General features: G+C 69.4%; 14 protein-coding genes. 4 read left to right on the plus strand and 10 right to left on the minus strand.

Going from position 1 to position 18,122, the window contains the following annotated elements:
* Positions 1 to 15: 15 nt before the first annotated feature.
* Positions 16 to 1,413: an LLM class flavin-dependent oxidoreductase gene (locus tag FPV16_RS25085; protein WP_227441236.1), complete on the minus strand. Its 1,398-nt coding sequence runs from the start codon at positions 1,411 to 1,413 to the stop codon at positions 16 to 18.
* A 326-nt stretch (positions 1,414 to 1,739) separates the two neighbouring features.
* Here FPV16_RS25085 and FPV16_RS25090 point away from each other — a divergent pair, with 326 nt between their 5' ends.
* Both FPV16_RS25090 and FPV16_RS25095 read left to right on the plus strand, forming a co-directional pair.
* Positions 1,740 to 2,957, plus strand: coding sequence for an acyl-CoA dehydrogenase family protein (locus FPV16_RS25090; protein WP_227441237.1), 1,218 nt, complete (start codon positions 1,740 to 1,742; stop codon positions 2,955 to 2,957).
* A gap of 63 nt (positions 2,958 to 3,020) precedes the next feature.
* The gene (locus tag FPV16_RS25095; RefSeq protein WP_227441238.1) at positions 3,021 to 4,373 is read left to right on the plus strand and encodes an LLM class flavin-dependent oxidoreductase; all 1,353 of its coding nucleotides are present in this window, start codon (positions 3,021 to 3,023) and stop codon (positions 4,371 to 4,373) included.
* A gap of 46 nt (positions 4,374 to 4,419) precedes the next feature.
* On the opposite strand, the gene FPV16_RS25100 is transcribed toward FPV16_RS25095, so the two are convergent.
* The 6 genes from FPV16_RS25100 to FPV16_RS25125 form a co-directional block, all read right to left on the minus strand.
* The gene (locus tag FPV16_RS25100) at positions 4,420 to 7,731 is read right to left on the minus strand and encodes a DEAD/DEAH box helicase (protein WP_227441239.1); all 3,312 of its coding nucleotides are present in this window, start codon (positions 7,729 to 7,731) and stop codon (positions 4,420 to 4,422) included.
* A gap of 182 nt (positions 7,732 to 7,913) precedes the next feature.
* A complete protein-coding gene (locus tag FPV16_RS25105) occupies positions 7,914 to 8,306 on the minus strand; it encodes a hypothetical protein (protein ID WP_227441240.1) in 393 nt (130 codons plus the stop codon).
* 143 nt (positions 8,307 to 8,449) lie between these two features.
* Positions 8,450 to 9,244 (minus strand): ABC transporter ATP-binding protein, encoded by a 795-nt coding sequence (locus FPV16_RS25110; protein ID WP_227441241.1) that lies wholly within the window; start codon positions 9,242 to 9,244, stop codon positions 8,450 to 8,452.
* Positions 9,238 to 10,281: an ABC transporter permease gene (locus tag FPV16_RS25115; protein ID WP_227441242.1), complete on the minus strand. Its 1,044-nt coding sequence runs from the start codon at positions 10,279 to 10,281 to the stop codon at positions 9,238 to 9,240. Before FPV16_RS25115 ends, FPV16_RS25110 begins: the two co-directional genes overlap by 7 nt.
* Before the next feature lie 9 nt (positions 10,282 to 10,290).
* Positions 10,291 to 11,364: an ABC transporter substrate-binding protein gene (locus FPV16_RS25120; RefSeq protein ID WP_227441243.1), complete on the minus strand. Its 1,074-nt coding sequence runs from the start codon at positions 11,362 to 11,364 to the stop codon at positions 10,291 to 10,293.
* A gap of 82 nt (positions 11,365 to 11,446) precedes the next feature.
* Positions 11,447 to 11,725, minus strand: coding sequence for a hypothetical protein (locus tag FPV16_RS25125; RefSeq protein ID WP_227441244.1), 279 nt, complete (start codon positions 11,723 to 11,725; stop codon positions 11,447 to 11,449).
* Between FPV16_RS25125 and FPV16_RS26220 the strand changes: the two genes are divergently transcribed.
* A complete protein-coding gene (locus FPV16_RS26220; RefSeq protein WP_264484027.1) occupies positions 11,724 to 11,858 on the plus strand; it encodes a hypothetical protein in 135 nt (44 codons plus the stop codon). The genes FPV16_RS25125 and FPV16_RS26220 overlap by 2 nt on opposite strands.
* 130 nt (positions 11,859 to 11,988) lie before the next feature.
* Here the strand turns inward: FPV16_RS26220 and FPV16_RS25130 are convergent, their stop codons facing one another.
* Genes FPV16_RS25130 through FPV16_RS25140 form a run of 3 tightly spaced genes read right to left on the minus strand, consistent with a single transcriptional unit; the run spans position 11,989 to position 17,045 of the window.
* Positions 11,989 to 15,081: an efflux RND transporter permease subunit gene (locus FPV16_RS25130; RefSeq protein ID WP_227441245.1), complete on the minus strand. Its 3,093-nt coding sequence runs from the start codon at positions 15,079 to 15,081 to the stop codon at positions 11,989 to 11,991.
* Positions 15,082 to 15,132: 51 nt separating this feature from the next.
* The gene (locus tag FPV16_RS25135) at positions 15,133 to 16,365 is read right to left on the minus strand and encodes an efflux RND transporter periplasmic adaptor subunit (protein ID WP_227441246.1); all 1,233 of its coding nucleotides are present in this window, start codon (positions 16,363 to 16,365) and stop codon (positions 15,133 to 15,135) included.
* Positions 16,362 to 17,045, minus strand: a complete 684-nt coding sequence (locus tag FPV16_RS25140; RefSeq protein WP_227441247.1) for a TetR/AcrR family transcriptional regulator — start codon at positions 17,043 to 17,045, stop codon at positions 16,362 to 16,364. The genes FPV16_RS25135 and FPV16_RS25140 overlap by 4 nt, the downstream gene beginning before the upstream one ends.
* Before the next feature lie 317 nt (positions 17,046 to 17,362).
* On the opposite strand from FPV16_RS25140, the gene FPV16_RS25145 reads away from it, so the two are divergent.
* A complete protein-coding gene (locus tag FPV16_RS25145) occupies positions 17,363 to 17,905 on the plus strand; it encodes a hypothetical protein (RefSeq protein ID WP_227441248.1) in 543 nt (180 codons plus the stop codon).
* The last annotated feature ends 217 nt before the right edge of the window (positions 17,906 to 18,122 follow it).

Below are 18,122 nucleotides of genomic sequence, written 5' to 3' on the forward strand. Positions count from 1 at the left end.
GGGAGAGGGGGGGCGTCAGGCGGCGGAGGCGCGGGCCTCGCCGCCGTCCCGGCGGAAACGGGCGCCGGGATGGGTCGCCTTCAGGAAGGCGCCGCCCTCCGGAAACAGCTTTTCGCGGAGCGTGCCCTCGCGATACCGCGTCTTGAACGCACCCCGGTCCTGCAACGCGGGCACGACGAGATCCACGAAGGCCTCGATCGTCTCGGGCGCGACGGCGCGGGTGAGGTTGAAGCCGTCGATATCGGCCTCGTCGGCCCAGGAGAGCAGCGCGTCGGCGACGTCCGAGGGCGATCCGACGATGAAGGGAGCCCGTGCCCCGCGCGGGCCGAACTCGGCGAAGTCGGCGCGGGTGAAGGGGCGTTCGCCGGGCAGCGTCAGGTTCTCCAGCAACGACTGCATGGCATTGGTCTTGACGTAGGCGAGCCCCTCATGGGCATCGAGCCCGGACAGGTCGATCCCGGTCCAGCCGGAGACGAGGGCGAGCTGGCCTTCCACGTCGAGATACTGGGCGTACTCGTCGCGCAGATCGAGCGCCTCGGCGCGGGTGGGCGCCACGATCACGGTGGCCCCGAGGAACATCCGGATGTCGTAGGGATCGCGGCCCGCCTCCTTGGCCGCCTGCCGCGTGGCGCGCACGGCCTTGGCAGCGATGGCCTTGGTCTGGCCGTTGAGGAAGATGCTCTCGGCATGGCGGGCGGCGAAGAGACGTCCGCGCGACGAGGCCCCGGCCTGGTAGAGCACGGGCGTCCGCTGCGGCGACGGCTCGCTGAGATGCTGCCCGTCGACCCGGTAGCTCGGCCCGTCATGGCTGACGCGGTGGACCCGGCCCGGCTGCGTGAACAGGCCGGACGCCCGGTCGCGCAGGGCCGCGCCGTCCTCCCAGCTTCCCTCCCAGAGCTTGTAGGCGGCCTCCAGAAAATCCTCGCCGGCATCGTAGCGCGCATCGTGTTCGCGGGCTTCCGCCAGGCCCATGCCGCGCGCGCCGCTCTCGAGATAGCCGGTGACCACGTTCCAGCCGATCCGCCCCTTGGTGAGATGGTCGAGGGTCGAGAGCCGGCGGGTGAAGGTATAGGGATGCTCGTAGGTGAGGTTCGCCGTCACCCCGAAGCCGAGATGCGTCGTGGCATGGGCCATCGCCGGCACCAGCAGGAACGGATCGAGGTTCGGCGCCTGCGCGGCCCGGGCGACGGCGGTGGAGGGCGAAGCACCGTAGACGTCGTAGACCCCGACCACGTCGGCGAGGAAGATCCCGTCGAACAGGCCGCGCTCGGCGGTGCGGGCCAGCGACACCCAGTAATCGAGGGTATTGTAGCGCGCCGCCGCGTCGCGCGGGTGCCGCCACAGCCCGGCCCAGGTATGGCCCGGTGCTCCCATCTCGAAGGCGTTCAGCCTCAATTCGCGGCGTGCGCTCATGACAGATCCAGGCAATCCGGGGCGACGGTGTCGCGCGATGGGGGAGAAGGGGCCTCGTTCACGCGATGCGGGAGGCATTCATGCGTATGAGCCTAGCCTTTGACCGGATCCGGTCAACGAGAATGATCTTCCGACGATCGTCTATCTTAAGAACACATCGTCTACTATGCGATGGATCAGAGCATAACATCTCCAAATCGCACACAAGACCATAATTTATACTTGTCTGCCCTGCCCGGATTGACGATCAGGACGACCACGAAGCCGGGGGCTAACGAGCGCGAGCCCCTTCGGCGTCACGGCATCACGGGCACGGGATCGACGGAATGTCTCAGACGGAAGCGGGATGGGGCGCGGGGCCGAGCGCGGGCTACGAGGCCCTCGCGGCCGGTTTCCGGCCGGTCTTTGCGCGCATCCGCGCCACCGCCATCGCCCGCGATCTCGCGCACACGCTCCCCCATGACGAGATCGGCTGGCTGAGACAGGCGGGCTTCACCACCCTGCGCCTCGCACGCGAGGAGGGGGGCCACGGCGCGAGCCTGCCCGAACTGTTCAACCTGCTCATCGAGCTGTCCCAGGCCGACCCCAACGTCACCAACGCCCTGCGCGCGCATTTCGGCTTCACCGAGGACATGCTGTGCTCGTCCTCGCCGGAATGGCGGGCGCGCTGGACCGGCCGGATCGGCGATGGCCAGACCATCGGCAGCGGCGTGTCCGAGACCGGCGAGGCCAAGGTCGGGCAGTTCGATACGGTCCTGCGGCCGCAGGGCGGACAATGGCTGCTCAACGGCCGGAAATTCTACACCACCGGCTCGCTCTTCGCCGACTGGATCCACGTCTCGGCCCAGGACGAGGCGGGCGCCTCCCTGGTGGCGGCCGTGCCGGTGCGGGCGCCGGGCGTCGAGATCGTCGACGATTGGGACGGTTTCGGCCAGTCGCTCACCGCGAGCGGCACGGCGATCTTCACGGACGTCCTTATCGGGGCGGAGCTGATCAAGCCCGATCCGGAGCGGTTCCCCTACGCGATGGGGTTCTTCCAGCTCGTCCATCTGGCGACTTTGGCCGGCATCGGCCGTTCGGCCGCCATCGACGTGTCGCGGCTCGTGGCCGAGCGCAAGCGGGTCTACAGCCACGGCAACGGCAGCCGGGCCGGCGACGATCCCCAGGTGCAGCAGGTGGTGGGACGCGTGCGCGGCGCGGCCTATGCGGCGGGCGCCATCGTCCTCAAGGCGGCGGAGGCCCTGCAGCGGACCTACGACAGTCACCGCAATGGAGAAGCGGCGGACCATGCTGCTTCTATCGCCGACATCGAGGTGAACCAGGCGGTGACGGTGGTCACCAACCTCGTTCTCGACGCCACAACGACGCTGTTCGATGCGCTCGGCGCCTCGGCGGTGAAGAGCGGTCTCGGCCTCGACCGACACTGGCGCAACGCCCGCACCATCGCCTCGCACAATCCCCGGATCTACCGCGACCGGGCGGTGGGCGATTTCGCGGTGAACGGCACCACCCCACCGCGCCAATACCGGGTCGGCTCGGCCTGACGCGCCGCCTGCCAAGCAAGCCCACTGGCAAGCCCATTGGAACGAGAGATCAAGGACAGAGTCATGTCACGTCGCCGGGACACGATGCGCCTCGGTGCCTTCCTCTATCCGGGCGGGCACCACGTCGCGGCATGGCGGCACCCCTCGTCGCAGGCGGATGCGGGGATCGACCCCGCCCATTACCGCCGCCTCGCCAGGGTGGCCGAGGCGGCCAAGTTCGACCTGATCTTTCTCGCCGACGGGGTCAGCATCCGCGGCGACGACATCGACGCCCTGAGCCGCACGGCGATCCGCTATGTCGGGCAGTTCGAGCCGCTGACCCTGCTCTCGCATCTCTCGGCGGTGACGGAACGCATCGGCCTCGTGGCCACCGCCTCCACCACCTACAACGAGCCGTTCCACGTGGCGCGCAAGTTCGCCTCTCTCGACCATCTCAGCGGCGGCCGGGCGGGCTGGAACCTCGTGACCTCGGCGGACCCGCGCGAGGCCTACAATTTCAGCCGCGAGAGCCATCTCGCCCATGCGCGCCGCTACGCCCGCGCCGAGGAGTTCGTAGACGTGGTCGCCGGGCTCTGGGACACGTTCGAGGACGACGCCTTCGTCCGCGACCGCGAGGAAGGCCGCTTCTTTGATCCGGCCAAGCTGCACGTGCTCGGGCACGAGGGCGAGCATTTCTCCGTGCGCGGGCCGCTCAACGTGCCCCGGCCGCCCCAGGGCCACCCGGTGGTGGTGCAGGCGGGCTCGTCGGAGGCCGGCAAGGCCCTGGCGGCCCGCACCGCCGAAATCGTCTTCACCGCCCAGGCCACCCTGGAGGACGCGACCGCCTTCTATGCCGACGTGAAGGGCCGGCTTGGCCGGCACGGCCGCGATCCCGACGCGCTCAAGATCCTGCCGGGCGCCTTCCCGGTGGTCGGCCGCACGCAGGGTGAAGCCGAGGACAAGTACGGCGCGTTGCAGGAGCTGATCCACCCCGTCGTCGGCCGCTCGCTGCTGGAACAGCTCGCCGGGCTCGACCTCTCCGGCCATCCCGACGACGCGCCCGTTCCGGAGGCCAGCGGGACGGAGGGCGGCAAGAGCCGGCAGGACCTTCTCGTCACCATCGCCCGGCGCGAAGGCCTGACTATCCGCGACCTCTATCTGCGCATCGCCGGAGCGCGGGGGCACTGGACCCTGATCGGGACACCCGCCCGGATCGCCGATGCCCTCCAGGAGCGTTTCGAGGCCCATGGCGCCGACGGGTTCAACATCATGCCTCCGACCCTGCCGGGCGGTCTCGACGATTTCGCCACCCTGGTGATCCCGGAATTGCAGCGGCGCGGCCTGTTCCGCACGGAATACGAGGGCACCACCCTGCGCGAGAATCTCGGCCTCCACCGCCCCCGTCACCGTCGCCACGCCCCCTCGCGGACAGCGTAGCCCCATCTCCGCCGGCGCCGCCCGGTGAAGACCCCGAGCGGCGATCTCACCCCGCCGGACGCCGCGTGCTGGCCTCCCGCAGGCGTTCGAGGAAGCGGGCGGCGAGGCGGCCGCGCTCGGCCGCGTCCTCGCAAGTGGCGCGCAGCAGCACCCGGCGGTCGCGACGCTCGATATGCGCGTTGACCGGCAGCAGGATCGGCGGAGCGTTGGCACGGAAATCCGCCGCCAGCCCCTGCGGGCCGCCGCTCAACCGGGCGATCCCGAGTTCGAGGCAGCCGACCCGGAGTCGGGCCAGGGTGATGAGGGCTTCGAACGCCTCCGGCGGCGGACCGAACCGGTCGGTCACCTCGTGGCGAAGGGCCTCGACCTCGTCCGGGGTCGTGAGGCGCAGGAGCCGGGTGTAGAGGCTCAGGCGCACATCCGGCTCTGGCACGTAATCGGCCGGCACCCCGCCGGAGAGGCCGATCCTGATCTCGGGCGTCCAATCCTCGGCGGCTTCCCCCTTGGCGGCCCGCAGGGCGAGGTGGAGGAGGTGCTGATAGAGGCCGAGCCCGATCAGCTTGACATGACCGGCTTGGTTCTCGCCCACGAGGTCGCCCGCTCCGCGCAGGTCGAGGTCGCGGGCGCTGATGGCGAAGCCCGCACCGAGCCGGTCCAGGGCCTCCAGGGTGCGCAGGCGCTTCTCCGTCGCCGGGCTCAGGGGCTTTTCCGGCTGATGGAGCAGGTGGACGACGCCCCGGCGCTGGCCGCGCCCGACCCGGCCGCGCAGCTGGTGCAGTTGCGACAGGCCGAAGCGCTCCGCATCCCAGACCAGCATCGTGTTGGCGCGGGGCACGTCGAGGCCGCTCTCGATGATGCTGGTCGCCAGCAGCACGTCGCCCTCGCCGTCGGCGAAGCGCACCATCACGTCGTCCATCTCCGCCGGCTTGAGCTCGCCATGGGCGATCATCGTGTGCAAGCCGGGGACGAGCTTGGCCAGGCGCTCCGCCATCGGGCCGATATCCTCGATGCGCGGACACACGACGAAGCTCTGTCCGCCCCGGCGATGCTCGCGCAGGAGCGCGGCCCGCAGGGAGTCGGCCTCGAACGGTGCGATCACCGTGCGGATGGGCTGGCGCACCGCGGGCGGTGTCGCGATGACGCTCAGGGATTGCAGGCCGACCAGGGCGGATTGCAGGGTCCGGGGAATCGGCGTCGCCGTGAGCGTCAGCACGTGGCCGTCTCCCGCCGTCTTCCGCAGCGCCTCCTTCATCTTCGCTCCGAAGCGCTGCTCCTCGTCGATGACCACGAGGCCGAGATCGGCGAAGGCCACACCCTTGGCGGTAAGGCAATGGGTGCCGACGACGAGGCGGATGCTGCCGTCGGCGAGCCCCGCCTTCACGCGCTTCGCTTCGGCCGGCGAGACGAGGCGGGAGAGATGAGCGACCTCGATGCCGAAACGGGCGAAGCGCCGGGTGAAGGTCTGCACATGCTGGCGGGCCAGAACGGTGGTGGGCGCCACCACCGCCACCTGGCGGCCGGCGAAGATCGCAGCGGCGGCGGCGCGCAGGGCCACCTCGGTCTTGCCGAAGCCGACATCGCCGCAGACGAGACGGTCCATCGGCCGCCCCGAGGCGAGGTCGCCCAGGACCCCGTTCACCGCCCTGGCCTGATCGGCGGTGAGGTTGAACCCGAACCCGGCGGCGAAGCGCTCCATCTCCCGCAGCGGGGGCGACAGGACCGGCGCCTCGATCGCCCGGCGCGCCTCGGCGGCGGCGAGCATCATGCGGGCGGCTTTTGCCATGCACGCCTCGGCTTCGAGACGCCGACGGCCCCAGGACCCACCCTCGAGCTTGTCGAGGGTGATCGCCTCGGCCTCCGAGCCGTAGCGCCAGATCCGGTCGGCCTGGGAGACCGGAACCATCAGGATCGCATTCCCGGCAAAGCGCAGCCGGAGGGCGTCCTCGCCGCCATCCTCGCCGGTCACGACGCGCTCGAGGCCTTCGAAGACGCAGAGACCGTTGTCGCGATCCACCGCCACATCGCCGACGCGCAGTTCCACCTCGCCGATGGGAAGGCTCGCGACGGGCTCGCCCTCCTCGACGGCGGCCCGGCTCCCGAACAGGTCGGCGGCGGCGATGACGCAGACACCCTGTCCCGGCACCTTGAAACCCGCCTCGATGGGCGCGGCCAGCGCCAGGATCGCGCCCGGCTTGGCACGGGCCACCTCCACCCAGCTCGCCACGCGCCGGGCCTTGCGCCCCAGCGACCGTTCGGCGACGCGGATCAGGCGACCGAGGGGCTCCTCCGGCCCCGTCAACAAGATGCGCTCGCCCGCCTCCAGGTGCCGGCGCAGGGTCTCGGCCAGGGCGGCGTTGGGACGGGCCTTCCGCACGAAGGCGGGGATCGCCAGATCCTCGGATTCCTCCGCCGATGCCGAGGCGATGCGGCGCGCCTCCTGAAGCGAGGCCCAGCTCCGGGGATCGAGATAGAGCTCGCCCACATCGCCGTTGCCACTGCCGCCGCTACGACTTCCGGTATCCTGCCCCTCGGCGATCTGTTCGAAGAAGGCGGCGGCGCGCTCTTCGGCGCCGGTCTCCACCACGAGGCGCGCATCGGGGACGTAGTCGAGCACCGTCGTCAGGGCGGGGTAGAAGCGCGAAAGCTGATGCTCCTGGCCGGTGAAGGGCCGCAGCCTGGTCTCCGATCCCTCGGGCAGCAGGATTTCCGTGGCCGGATCGACGACCAGGCACTCGGCCTCCGCCAGGGAGCGCTGGGACACCGGATCGTAGGACCGGATGGCCGTGACACGGCCGCCCTCGTGCTCGATCCGGCAGGGGCGCGGTGCGGCGGCCGGGAACACGTCCACCGTGCGCCCCCAGACCGCCACCTCGCCCGGCTCGTCGACCCGGTCGTCGAGGATGTAGCCGAGGCGCTGCAACGTCGCCGTGATCGCGGCCGGATCGAAGGCGTCGCCGACATGGATCTCGAGATGCGCCTCCGCCCAGGTCTCGGGCGGCGGGACACGCTGGATCAGAGCGGGGGCGGTCGTCAGGACGATGTCGGGGAGGGCGGCGGCGTCCGTCAGCCAGCGCAGCACGCCCGTGCGCTGCCCCATGACGCCGCGCGACGGCGAGGTCCGGTCGAAGGGCAGGCAATCCCATTCCGGATAGATCGCGACGCTGCGATCCGGGGCCAGGGCACGGAGGATGGCGGCGATGGCTGCCTGTCGATGCGTCTCGCGCACCATGTGGATCAGAGGCTTGTTTAGGGCCACGAGGTCGAGCAGCGCCACCGCCAGGGCGCCGGTGGGGACGAGGGGAGCGACCGGCTCCTCGGAAGCACTGTCGGGAGACGTCCTGGTCCGGCGTTTTGCCATCGGGAAGTTCGCTGCCCATCACTGGTATCGGGAGTCGGCAAACGTGGGCCAACGCGACTCGGCTCCGTCGATTCCCGGCCTGTCCCCAGTTTGTCGCAGACTGTACCGAGCGCGGGATGATGGGGTGGACGGGGGCGTCAGCCATGGCCGGGCGGATGGGGCATTCCGCCGGGTCAGCCGCGTCAGTTCCCGGGCCGGGCGATGATCCGCTCCACTCTGCGAAGCGCGGCCCGACAGGCGCTGGCATCGCCGGAGGCATCCGCCCGGCGTGCCCGTGCGAGCGCGGCGACGGCGCGTCCACCGGCCGGCCAGCCGTCGTACCGGCTCTCGGCCGCCGCGATGGTGGCGGGGGTCGGTTGCCGGCTACGCGTGGCGAAGGTGCTTTCGGGAGCGAAGGGTCCGGCCGCCGCACGGTTCTCCAAGGCGCGGTCCAACCGCGCCTGCATCCGGCTTATGCCGCGAGCGCAGGACCCCGCCTCGGCCTCACCGCCCGGCAGGAGGATGGCCCCGATCAGCAGGGACGAGAATAGGAGGGGAGGGAGCCGCCGCCGACCCGTGCTCGACCTGTCGCCCATGCCACCCTCCGCCCGCGTGAATCCCGGCCGGTTACGAGCGCGGGAGATGGGGAATCATGCGGATTGCCCGCGGTGGAGTAAATCCGCCGGATGACGCATGTTTACCCCCTCCGATGGCGGTGGTTTACCCCCTCGGATGGCGGTCATTTCTCCCCGAGGATGCCGAGGATTTCGGTGCGCAGGCTCAGGAGCTTCGGGTCGTCGCGGCGGCGGGGGTAGGGGGCGTCCACCGCGATCTCGGTCCTGATCTGGGCCGGGCGGTCGCTCAGCACGATCACCCGTTGGGCGAGGATCAGCGCCTCCTCGACATCGTGGGTGACGAGGAGCGCCGTAAAGCGGCTCTCCTGCCAGAGCCGGACGAGTTCACCCTGCATGGCAAGGCGGGTGAGGGCGTCGAGCTTGCCCAGCGGCTCGTCGAGGAGGAGGAGGCGCGGGTCGTTGACCAAAGCCCGGGCGAGTGCCGTGCGCTGGGCCATGCCGCCGGAGAGCTGATGCGGATAGGCCTCGGCAAAGTCGGCGAGCCCGACGAGGTCCAGCGCCTCGTCGATCCGGTGGCGATGTCGCCGGAGCAGGCCGCGCGCCTCCAGGCCCAGGGAGACATTCCCCCGCACCGTGCGCCAGGGATAGAGCGTCGGGTCCTGGAACACGAGGAGCCGCTCAGGATCGGGCCCGGTAATCGTCTCCCCGTCGAGGGCGAGGGTACCGGATTCCGGCGATTCGAGACCGGCGGCGAGGCGCAGCAGCGTCGACTTCCCGCAGCCCGAGGGGCCGAGCAGGGCGACGAAGGAGCCCGGCGCGATGGAGAGGTCGATATCGTCCAGGACGGGCAGGCGCGTGCCGCCGATGTCGAAGGCGTGGGAGACGCTCCTGACGGTGAGGGCCCCGCCCTGGTCGATCGCGGCGGCGCCGGCCGGCGCTTCGAGGGTGGCCGCTACCATTGGACGAGCCCCTTCTGCCAGGACAACACGCGGTCGCGCAGGCGGAACAGCAGGGTGATCAGGGTCGAGCACATCAGCGCCATGGCGATGAGGGCGGCATACATGTTGGCATAGGCCGCCCACCCTTGGGCCCATTGCAGATACCAGCCGAGGCCGGATTTCACGCCCAGCATCTCGGCGACGACGAGGACCGCGAAGGAGGCGCCGAGCCCCATGAACAGGCCGACGAAGACATGGGGCAGGGCCGCCGGAATCGCGACCTTGCGGATGAGGAAGCTCTGCGAAGCGCCGAGCGTCCGGGCGACGTCGTAATAGGATTTGTTGGCCGCCGCGATCCCCGACCAGGTCAGCACCGTCACGGGGAAACCCGTCGCCAGAGCCACGAGGAAGGTGCTCGCCGACCAGGAGGAGGGGAACACGAAGAAGGCCAGCGGCAGCCAGGCGGTGGCCGGCAGCGGCCCGACGAAGCGCAGGACCGGATGGACCCAGTAGCCGGCCGCGCGCGACCAGCCCACCGCAACGCCGAGGACGAAGCCGACGGCAGCCCCGATCAGGTAGCCGCCCGACAGCAGGATCAGCGAATTGACGATGCTGCCGCCTAGCTTCGGCCAATCCTCGGCGAAGACTTCGAGGATCGCCTGGGGCGGCGGGAAGAACGGCATCGGCAGCCATTCGAGTTTGGCCGTCACCAACTCCCAGGCAATGAAGGCGAAGGCGAGGGCGACGATCCACGGTCCCCAATGGCGCAGGCGGGCTCCGACCCGGCCGAGGACCGGGAGGAGGGGGCTCACCAAGAGGAGGACCGCCCCGATCAGTCCGGCGCCATGGCCGAACGTGGCGGAATAGGGAAAGTCGCCGTTCTCCGGCAGAACGAGGGTCAGCCGCGCGAGGACGAGCCAGAGGGAACTGGCGAAGAGCCCGACCCACCACAGGGCGGCGAGACGGGTCCGCCATGCGGAGCCGTTCGAGGACGTGTCCTGCGCATCGGCCGCCCGGCGGAAGCCGCCGCCGAACGCCCCCGTCAATGAACTCGACATGGATGCCCCTCAGCTCAGGACGTCGGCATAGACCCGGTCGGCGAATTTCGCCGTGTCGGTGGAACGGCGGATCACGTTCACGCGCTTCAGTTCGTCACCGTAGAGGGCGATCTCCTGCTTAAGGGTGACGCCCACGGGCCGGTGATCGTGGGTGTGGCTGCGCAGCATTGCCGCCAGATCCTCCACCGAGCCCTTACCGCCGTAATTCGAGAAGATGCCGGCAGCGTCCAGCGGATCGGTGGCGACGCGATGGCCGCCCTCAAGGATGGCGCGGGTGAGGGCGGTGGCCACCGCCCGGTCGTTACGGATGAGGCTGCCGCGCAGGGCCACGACGCAGCAGGAGCGCGTAGCGAAGATACCCGTCAAGTTGGTGGCGACTTCCGTGAAGCGCGGGTCCTTGAGCCAGATGAAGGTGCGCGGGTCGGCATCGGCCAGGGCCTGGGCCTCGCCCTTCTCCACCGCGAGGTTGAGGAGATCGGCCGGGTATTGCCGCCACTCCACCTCCCGGTCGGGATCGATGCCGGCATCGGACAGCAGCAGGGCGAAGAAGTTCTTGGCCGGGCTCGCATGGTCGCTGATGGCGATGGTCTTGCCCTTCAGGGAGGCGATGTCGCTGATGCCGGCTGATTTCGCGCCGAGCAGCCTTAGGCAGCCGCCATGGAGGCCGGCGGTGATCTTGACGTCGAAGCCCTGTTCGAGGGGCTTTAGCCAGCGCAAGGCCATGCCGATCCCGGCATCGGCCTTGCCGGTGGCGATGGCCTCCAGCAGGGCCTCCGTGGACCCGCCGAAATTAATGAACTCCACGTCGAGCCCGTGGGCAGCGAAGATTCCGCGCTCCTTGGCGACAGGGGCGGCGGCCGTGCAGACGGCGTTGGCGTTCCAGGCGAGCTTGATCGGCCGGAGCGGGCCGCTCCACGCCTCGGTGGCCGCCGCCGGCGCGCAGAGGGGACCGGGATCGAAGGGCGCGGCAGGGCCGGGAACCCAGGCACGCCCCGCCGTCGCGGTAAGGCCGAGGGGCAGGGCGGCCGCGACGGTTGCGCACGCCTTCAGCAGGCGGCGTCGGGACAGCAGGTCGTCGGTCATGGTCGTCTCCAGGGCCGCGAGCGGCCCGCCTTCATGGGTCGATGGCATGGATCGATGGAATGTCGGGGAGGGCAGCAGCCGGTCAGGCCGGGGCGTAGCTGAGATAGGCGACCATCATCTCGGCCACCGCTCGGTGGGCGTAGTCGGAGACGCTCTCGCCGCCATCGACCGGAAAGGCCTCGACGACGCGGCGTCCGCCCAGCACTTCGGACAGCTCCTCGGGCATCAGCCCGTTCTCGATGGCGGCCGCCACCGCCGCCCTGCCATAGGCGCGGCGAAAGTGCCTCGGCGCGATGGCGCCGCCGAAAGCCCATGCGGGGCCGGACCCAACCGCCTCAAATCGCGCGTCGTGATAACCCATGACCATCAACCTCATTCGTCAGAATCGTCCCATGATGAGCGCCGCCGAGATCGGCGAGACACGCATTGCGGCAACGGCTGTGTTTGAGGTTGAGGCTCTTCATTTCGCCCTCGCGTCGGCAACGGGCCGATAGACGTGTTGACAAGCCGGACTATAGGCGAGGGCGTGCGAAATGTGCTTCCAAATGTCCCGCGATCGGCAGGCCGGAGACCTCGCCCGACGGTTGGTTCGGGAAAGTTCCTCATCCCGGCTCCGCCGCCGCGTCAGTGGGCAGCGCTCGGGGCGGGGCCGGGTCCCGCCTCGTCGCGGGCGCCGACGAAGCGACCGAACAGGCGCCCGATGAGCGCGCCGAGGCTGTCCATCAGCAGGAACACCGCCGGCACGAAGACCAGGGACAGCAGGGTCGAGACGATGAGGCCCGAGATCACCGCCACCGCCATCGGCGCGCGGAATTCGCCACCGACACCGAGCGCCAAAGCCGAAGGCACCATGCCGGCGGCCATGGCGATGGTGGTCATCACGATAGGACGCGCCCGCTTGCGCCCTGCATCGACGATGGCGGTGACACGGTCGACGCCCCGCGCCATCTCTTCGACAGCGAAGTCCACGAGCATGATCGCGTTCTTCGTCACCAGCCCCATTAGCATCAGGATGCCGATGACCACGGGCATCGAAATCGGCATGTTGAGGATGAGGAGGCCGAGGATCGCCCCGCCGATGGAGAGGGGCAGGGAGAACAGGATGGTGAGCGGCTGCAGGAAGTTGCCAAACAACAGCACCAGCACGGCGTAGACCATCATGATTCCGGCGCCCATGGCGAGGAGGAAGCCCGAGAAGACCTCGCCCATGATCTCGGCGTCGCCGGTTTGGCGGATGGTGACGCCCGGCGGCAGCGACTTCGCGGTCGGCGTCTCGAGGGCCTGCGCGATGAGGGAGCCCAGGGCGTCGGAACCCTCCATGTTGGCCTCCACCGCCACGCGGATCACGCGGTCGTAGCGCTCGATGGCGCCGGGGCCCTGGTCGAGCTCGATGTCGGCCACGGCGGCAAGCGGCACGGCGGTGCCGTTCTTGGCCGGAACCTTGAGGTTCTCCAGGCGCGAGACTGCGCCCCTTGCGCTCTCGGGCAACTGCACCCGGATCGGTATCTGGCGGTCGGCGGCGTTGAATTTGGCGAGATTCAGGCCGATGTCGCCAATGGTGCCGACCCGTACCGTCTCGGCGATGGTGTCGGTAGAGACGCCGAGATCGGCAGCCGAGCCCTCCTTGGGGCGGATCCGAACCTCCGTGCGGTTAAGGGGAGCGGTGGACATCACCGAAACGAGGTGGGGGATCGCCGCCATGTCGCGCTGAAGGCGGGCGGCTACCTCGGCCACCACCTCGGCATCGGCGCCGCCGACCACAAGAGCGAGGTCGCGCTGGCCGGAATCCCGCAGGAACCAGGAGCGGATATCGGGCTCCTCGGCGATAAGGGCGGAAATTTCGGTCTCTACGGCCGCTTGCTTTTTCGCGCGGCTGTTCTTCGGGGTGAGGTTGACGATAAGGGTGGCGAGCCGCGTCTCCTTCTTGCCGCCGACCTGGCGTCCGCCATCGACGAAGACCGAGGTGACTTCCGGCAGGGAGCGGATGCGGGCGACGAGGCGGTCGGACACGGCGATCGTGTCGGGAAGCCGGGCGCCGGGGGCGAGTTCCACCATGAACAGGGTGCGGGCGTTGTCCTGCTTCGGCACGAAGCCCGAGGGTAGCAGCCCGGTGGAGGCCAGCGACGCGGCAAAGAGCGCGAGGCCGACGATCAGCGTGATCACCCGGTGGCGCACGGACCAGCCCACCAACCGGCCATAGGCGCGCATTACCCATCCCTCACGCTCGTCGTGGTGGCCGTGGTCGCGCAAGAAGTAGGCGGCGAGCATCGGCGTGATCAGTCTCGCCACCAGTAGCGACATGAACACCGAGACGGCGATGGTGAGCCCGAACTGCATGAAGTAGCGGCCAGCGATGCCGCCCATGAACGAGACCGGGGCGAACACCGCGATGAGTGTCGCGGTGATGGCGATGACGGCGAGCCCGATCTCGTCGGCGCCTTCGAGGGCGGCGCGATAGGCGGATTTCCCCATCCGCATGTGCCGGACGATGTTCTCGATCTCGACGATCGCGTCGTCCACCAGAATGCCGGTGACGAGGGTAATGGCGAGGAGGCTGATGCCGTTGAGCGTGAAGCCCATCGCGTCCATGGCCCAGAAGGTCGGGAAGACCGAGAGCGGTAGGGCGACGGCGGCGATGAGGGTGGCGCGCCAGTCGCGCAGGAACAGGAACACTACGATGACGGCGAGCACGGCGCCCTCGATCAGCGTGTGCATGGCCGAATCGTAGCTGCCAATCGTGGCCGAGACCGAGGAATCGATCGTTTCGAAGTCGAGATCGGGATAGGTCTGGCGGAACTCCGCGATCCGCTTCTCGACGGCCGCCGCCACCTCTGCGTCGCTGGCGCCCGAGCCGCGCGATACCGCGAAGGCCACCACCGGCTCGCCGTTGAAGCGGGCGAAGGTGCGCGGCTCCTCAATCGCGTCCTGCACCAGGGCCAGATCGTCGAGGCGAACCTTGCGGCCGCCGGCAAGGATGATGGAGGTCGCCTTGAGATCGCGCACTGTGCGCGAGGCGGCCAGCGTCCGGATCGACTGCTCGCGGCCACCGACCTCGCCGCGCCCGCCCGCCATGTCGGCGGAGGTGAGGCGCAGCTGACGGTTGACCTCCGCCGCGGTGATGCCCAGCGCCAGGAGCCGGTCGGGCTGAAGCACCACCCGCATCTCGCGGGCGACACCGCCCACCCGCTCGACACCACCGACGCCCTTCACCCCCTGGAGGGTGCGGGCGATCTTGTCCTCCACCAGCCAGGACAGCTCGGCGGGGGTCATGGCCGGCGCCTTCACTCCGTAGATCAGGATCGGCAGGCCGGCGATCTCCACGCGGCTGATTACCGGCTCGTCGATGGTGCGGGGCAGGTTGATGCGGATCTTGGAGACCGCGTCCTTCACGTCGTTGACGGCGCGGTCGGTGTTCACCTCAAGGCGGAACTCGACCGTGGTCACGGACGAACCCTCGGTGATGGCGGAGGTGATGTGCTTCACACCGCGCACGCCGGCGATCGAGTCCTCGACCCACTTCGTCACCTGGGTCTGCAGCTCGGAGGGTGCCGCCCCCGACTGGGTGATCGCCACGGAGACGATGGGCACGTCGATATTGGGCATCCGCGTGACCGGCAGCCCCCGGAAGCTGACGAGGCCGAGCACGATCAAGACGAGGAACAGAACCAGCGGGCCGATCGGCTTGCGGATCGCCCAGGCGGAGATGTTGAGGCGCATCGTGGCAACCCGTTCTGATGGTGCGGGAGGGGAGGGAGGCAGGAGCAAGCCCTACGGCTGGCCCGCCTCCGCAGTCTCCTTGGGCGACGGAGCGTTCAACATGGACGGTGCCGATAGCGCGACGGGAACGGCGCGGACCCGGTCGCCGTCGCGCAGGAAGCTGCCGGCGCGCGCGACCACGGCCTCGCCCTCGGCGAGACCGGCGCGGATCTCGATGTCGTCATCGTCGGAGAGGCCGGCGCGGACCTCGCGTGCCTCCACCACCCCATCCGTCACCACGAGGACGCTGCTGCGCTTCGGCCCGCCATAGAGAACGGAGGCCTGGGGCACGGTCACCCCGCGTGTCCGGGCGATCTCGATGGCGCCCCTGGCGAAAGTGCCGATGCGCAGGCGCGGATCGGGATCGAGCCGGACGCGGACCTTGCCGAGCCGGGTCGCCTTGTCGACTTCCGGGTAGACCGCGCGCACGCTGCCGCGAACGCGCTCGCCGTTGGGGAGCTCCATCGAGGCGGACGTGCCCTCCTGGAGCAGGGGCAGCTTGGTCTCGATAACCTCGCCTTCGAGCTCGATCTCGCCGCGGGCGATCAATCGGAACAGGGGCTCGGCGGTGGACGAGGCCGCCATGCCCACGCGGGCGACGCGGCGGCTGACGATCCCGGCCTCGGGCGCGCGGATCTCGGTGCGGGCGAGGCGCAGGTCGAGCTCGTCGCGCAAGGCCTTCGCCTGGGCGAGCTCGGCCCTGGCGATGACGAGGCCGTTGCGGGCGAAGGCGAGCTTGCCCTCGGCCTGGCGCAGGGTGGAGGTGCGCCCCTCCATGATCACCGCCGTGCCATTGCCGCTCTGCATGAGCTGCTTCGCCCGGTCGTGGGAGAGGCGCGCCTCCATCTCGGCGGCCTCCGCCTGCTCGATGCTGCTCTGGGCCTGCGGCACGACGGCGGCGGCCTTGTCGACGAGGGCGTTCTGCTGGGCAATCTGGCGGTCGATCAGGTCGCGCGAGAGCCGTGCCAGAACCTGACCGCTCTCAACCCGCATACCCTCCTCAACCAGGACTTCGGTGACCCGATAGCCCTCGATCTCGGGGGTGACCAGGATCTCATCGCGGGGGACGAGGGTTCCGGTGACGACGACTTGCTCGACGATCTCGCGGCGCCGGGCCTCGACGGTGCTCACCGCCGGCGCCAGCCTGCCAGGGGCTGGCGCCACCTCGGCGAAGGCCGGCCCCCACGGCAGGGCGAGGCCGAGCAGGAGGATCGCGGGACGGACGACCGTGAGGACCGCACTCATCGGCTGCTCTCCAGGACGGGGCGAGATGGAAGACCGAGGCAGGCAGGCATGGCGCCGGACTCCGATTCCAGCGAGACCGCTGGTAGCCGTCCCGCCAGCCCCGCCTCGATGAGGGCGCACAGATGCGCCACGGCCGGGGCCGGATCGAAGGCCGGCCGCAGGGCCAGGTTGACGAGGATGCCCTTCATCAGCGGGTTCAGCGTCTCGTCGTAGAGGGTGGCGGCATCGCAGGCCGGCGAAGTGGCCAGGGACGAGAGCGTCTCGACAAACCAGAGCCGGGCCTCGGTCTCGCCCCGATCGATCATGGCGGCGATATCGGGATTGCGGGTGGCCTCGGACCACAGATCGACGCGCAGGATCGCGCTGTCGCGTGTTGCCCGGGCGAAGTAGCGTTTGAGGATGCTCATCAGGGCGCCGCGGCGATCGCCGGCCCGCTCCATCTCCTCGACGAGGGTCATGCCATGCCCGCGCTCACGCTCGGCGAGCCCCAGGACCACGGCCTCCTTCGACTTGAAATAGTGGTAGATGTTACCGGCCGTCATGCCGGCTTGACGCGCAAGATCCTGCATCGTCGTGCGATGGAAGCCGTTCCGCACGAAGCAGGTCTCGGCCGCATCAAGGATGTCCTGGCGCCGGGCCGAGGGGCCGGACCTGACTTCGATGGCGGCGCCGACGCTCACGATGCCGGCCTGCCGTCCGCACCGAGGTCCGCGCCCTCCAGATGGATCGTCCCACAGGACCGTGCCTGCCAGGACCAGGATTGCTTGGCATGATCGGCGCAAACCCGAGCCTGCCAGCCGTCGGAGCCCGCACCGGTCCACCCCAGGAAGGCGAGCCAGCCGACTAGTATCAATAGCCCTGGCACAAGGGTCGAGGGCCCGCAGGCGGAGCGGATCGAAGCCAGAACGCGCGCGGCATCCCATCCACGCGGTGCGTCGACATCGTCATACCAACCAAATTCGCCCATCGCGGCCTCCTACCACCAAATACCTATTGAATGTTCATTCATGTGTCAATGAACGATCATTCAATAGCTGCGGCGGCGTGTGCGATGGTCCACCTCGACAGGGCAGGAGGCGCGCCTAGTTTACTGGCCATGCGCTTCATCACCCTTACCGCCGCTGTGCTCTCTCTCCCAGTTCTGTCGGCCCGCGCCGATTCCTGCGGCGACCTCATTGACAGCGTGGTGACCGAGACAAAAGCCACTCTCGTCAACCGCACCGTCGATTTCGCCGAGATGTCGGCGACAGATGGGATGACTCTAACCCTCGCCTGCGGCGACCCCTCCGCGGTGGGGGTACAATTTAAGGGCGAGACGCCGGGGGATACCTATTATGCCTTGTTCGGCCGAGCTGGGCGGATCGCCACCGGCATCGAGGCGAATTTGATTGAAGCGGCCGCGCGGCGCGCCCGCGAGCAGGCAGTCGTCACCCGCCACAGTCATGCCGACGCGGCGACGGCCCTCGTCACTTGCTCGGTGATGAACGGAAGCCGCGGACCGATGACCGGATGCGCCGTGGTGGACAAGCGCGACCGCTGAAATATCCTCCCGGCGGCCGTCAGGAGGGGAACGGCATGAGTGCGTCTCCGCCGAGCTCACGCCAATTCCGTGATCCCAATCAATCCCTTCCCCTAGAGGCTGTTATGGACCTGAGCGGTCTGGAATCCAGATGAGGAGGCATGCCCTCTTCGCGCCAAGCCTACCCGTCCGACGTTTCCGATGATGAATGGGCGCTGGTCGCGCCGTACCTGACGCT

This window comes from Methylobacterium sp. W2 (assembly GCF_020662345.1).
In the GTDB taxonomy this organism is placed as follows: Bacteria; Pseudomonadota; Alphaproteobacteria; order Rhizobiales; family Beijerinckiaceae; genus Methylobacterium.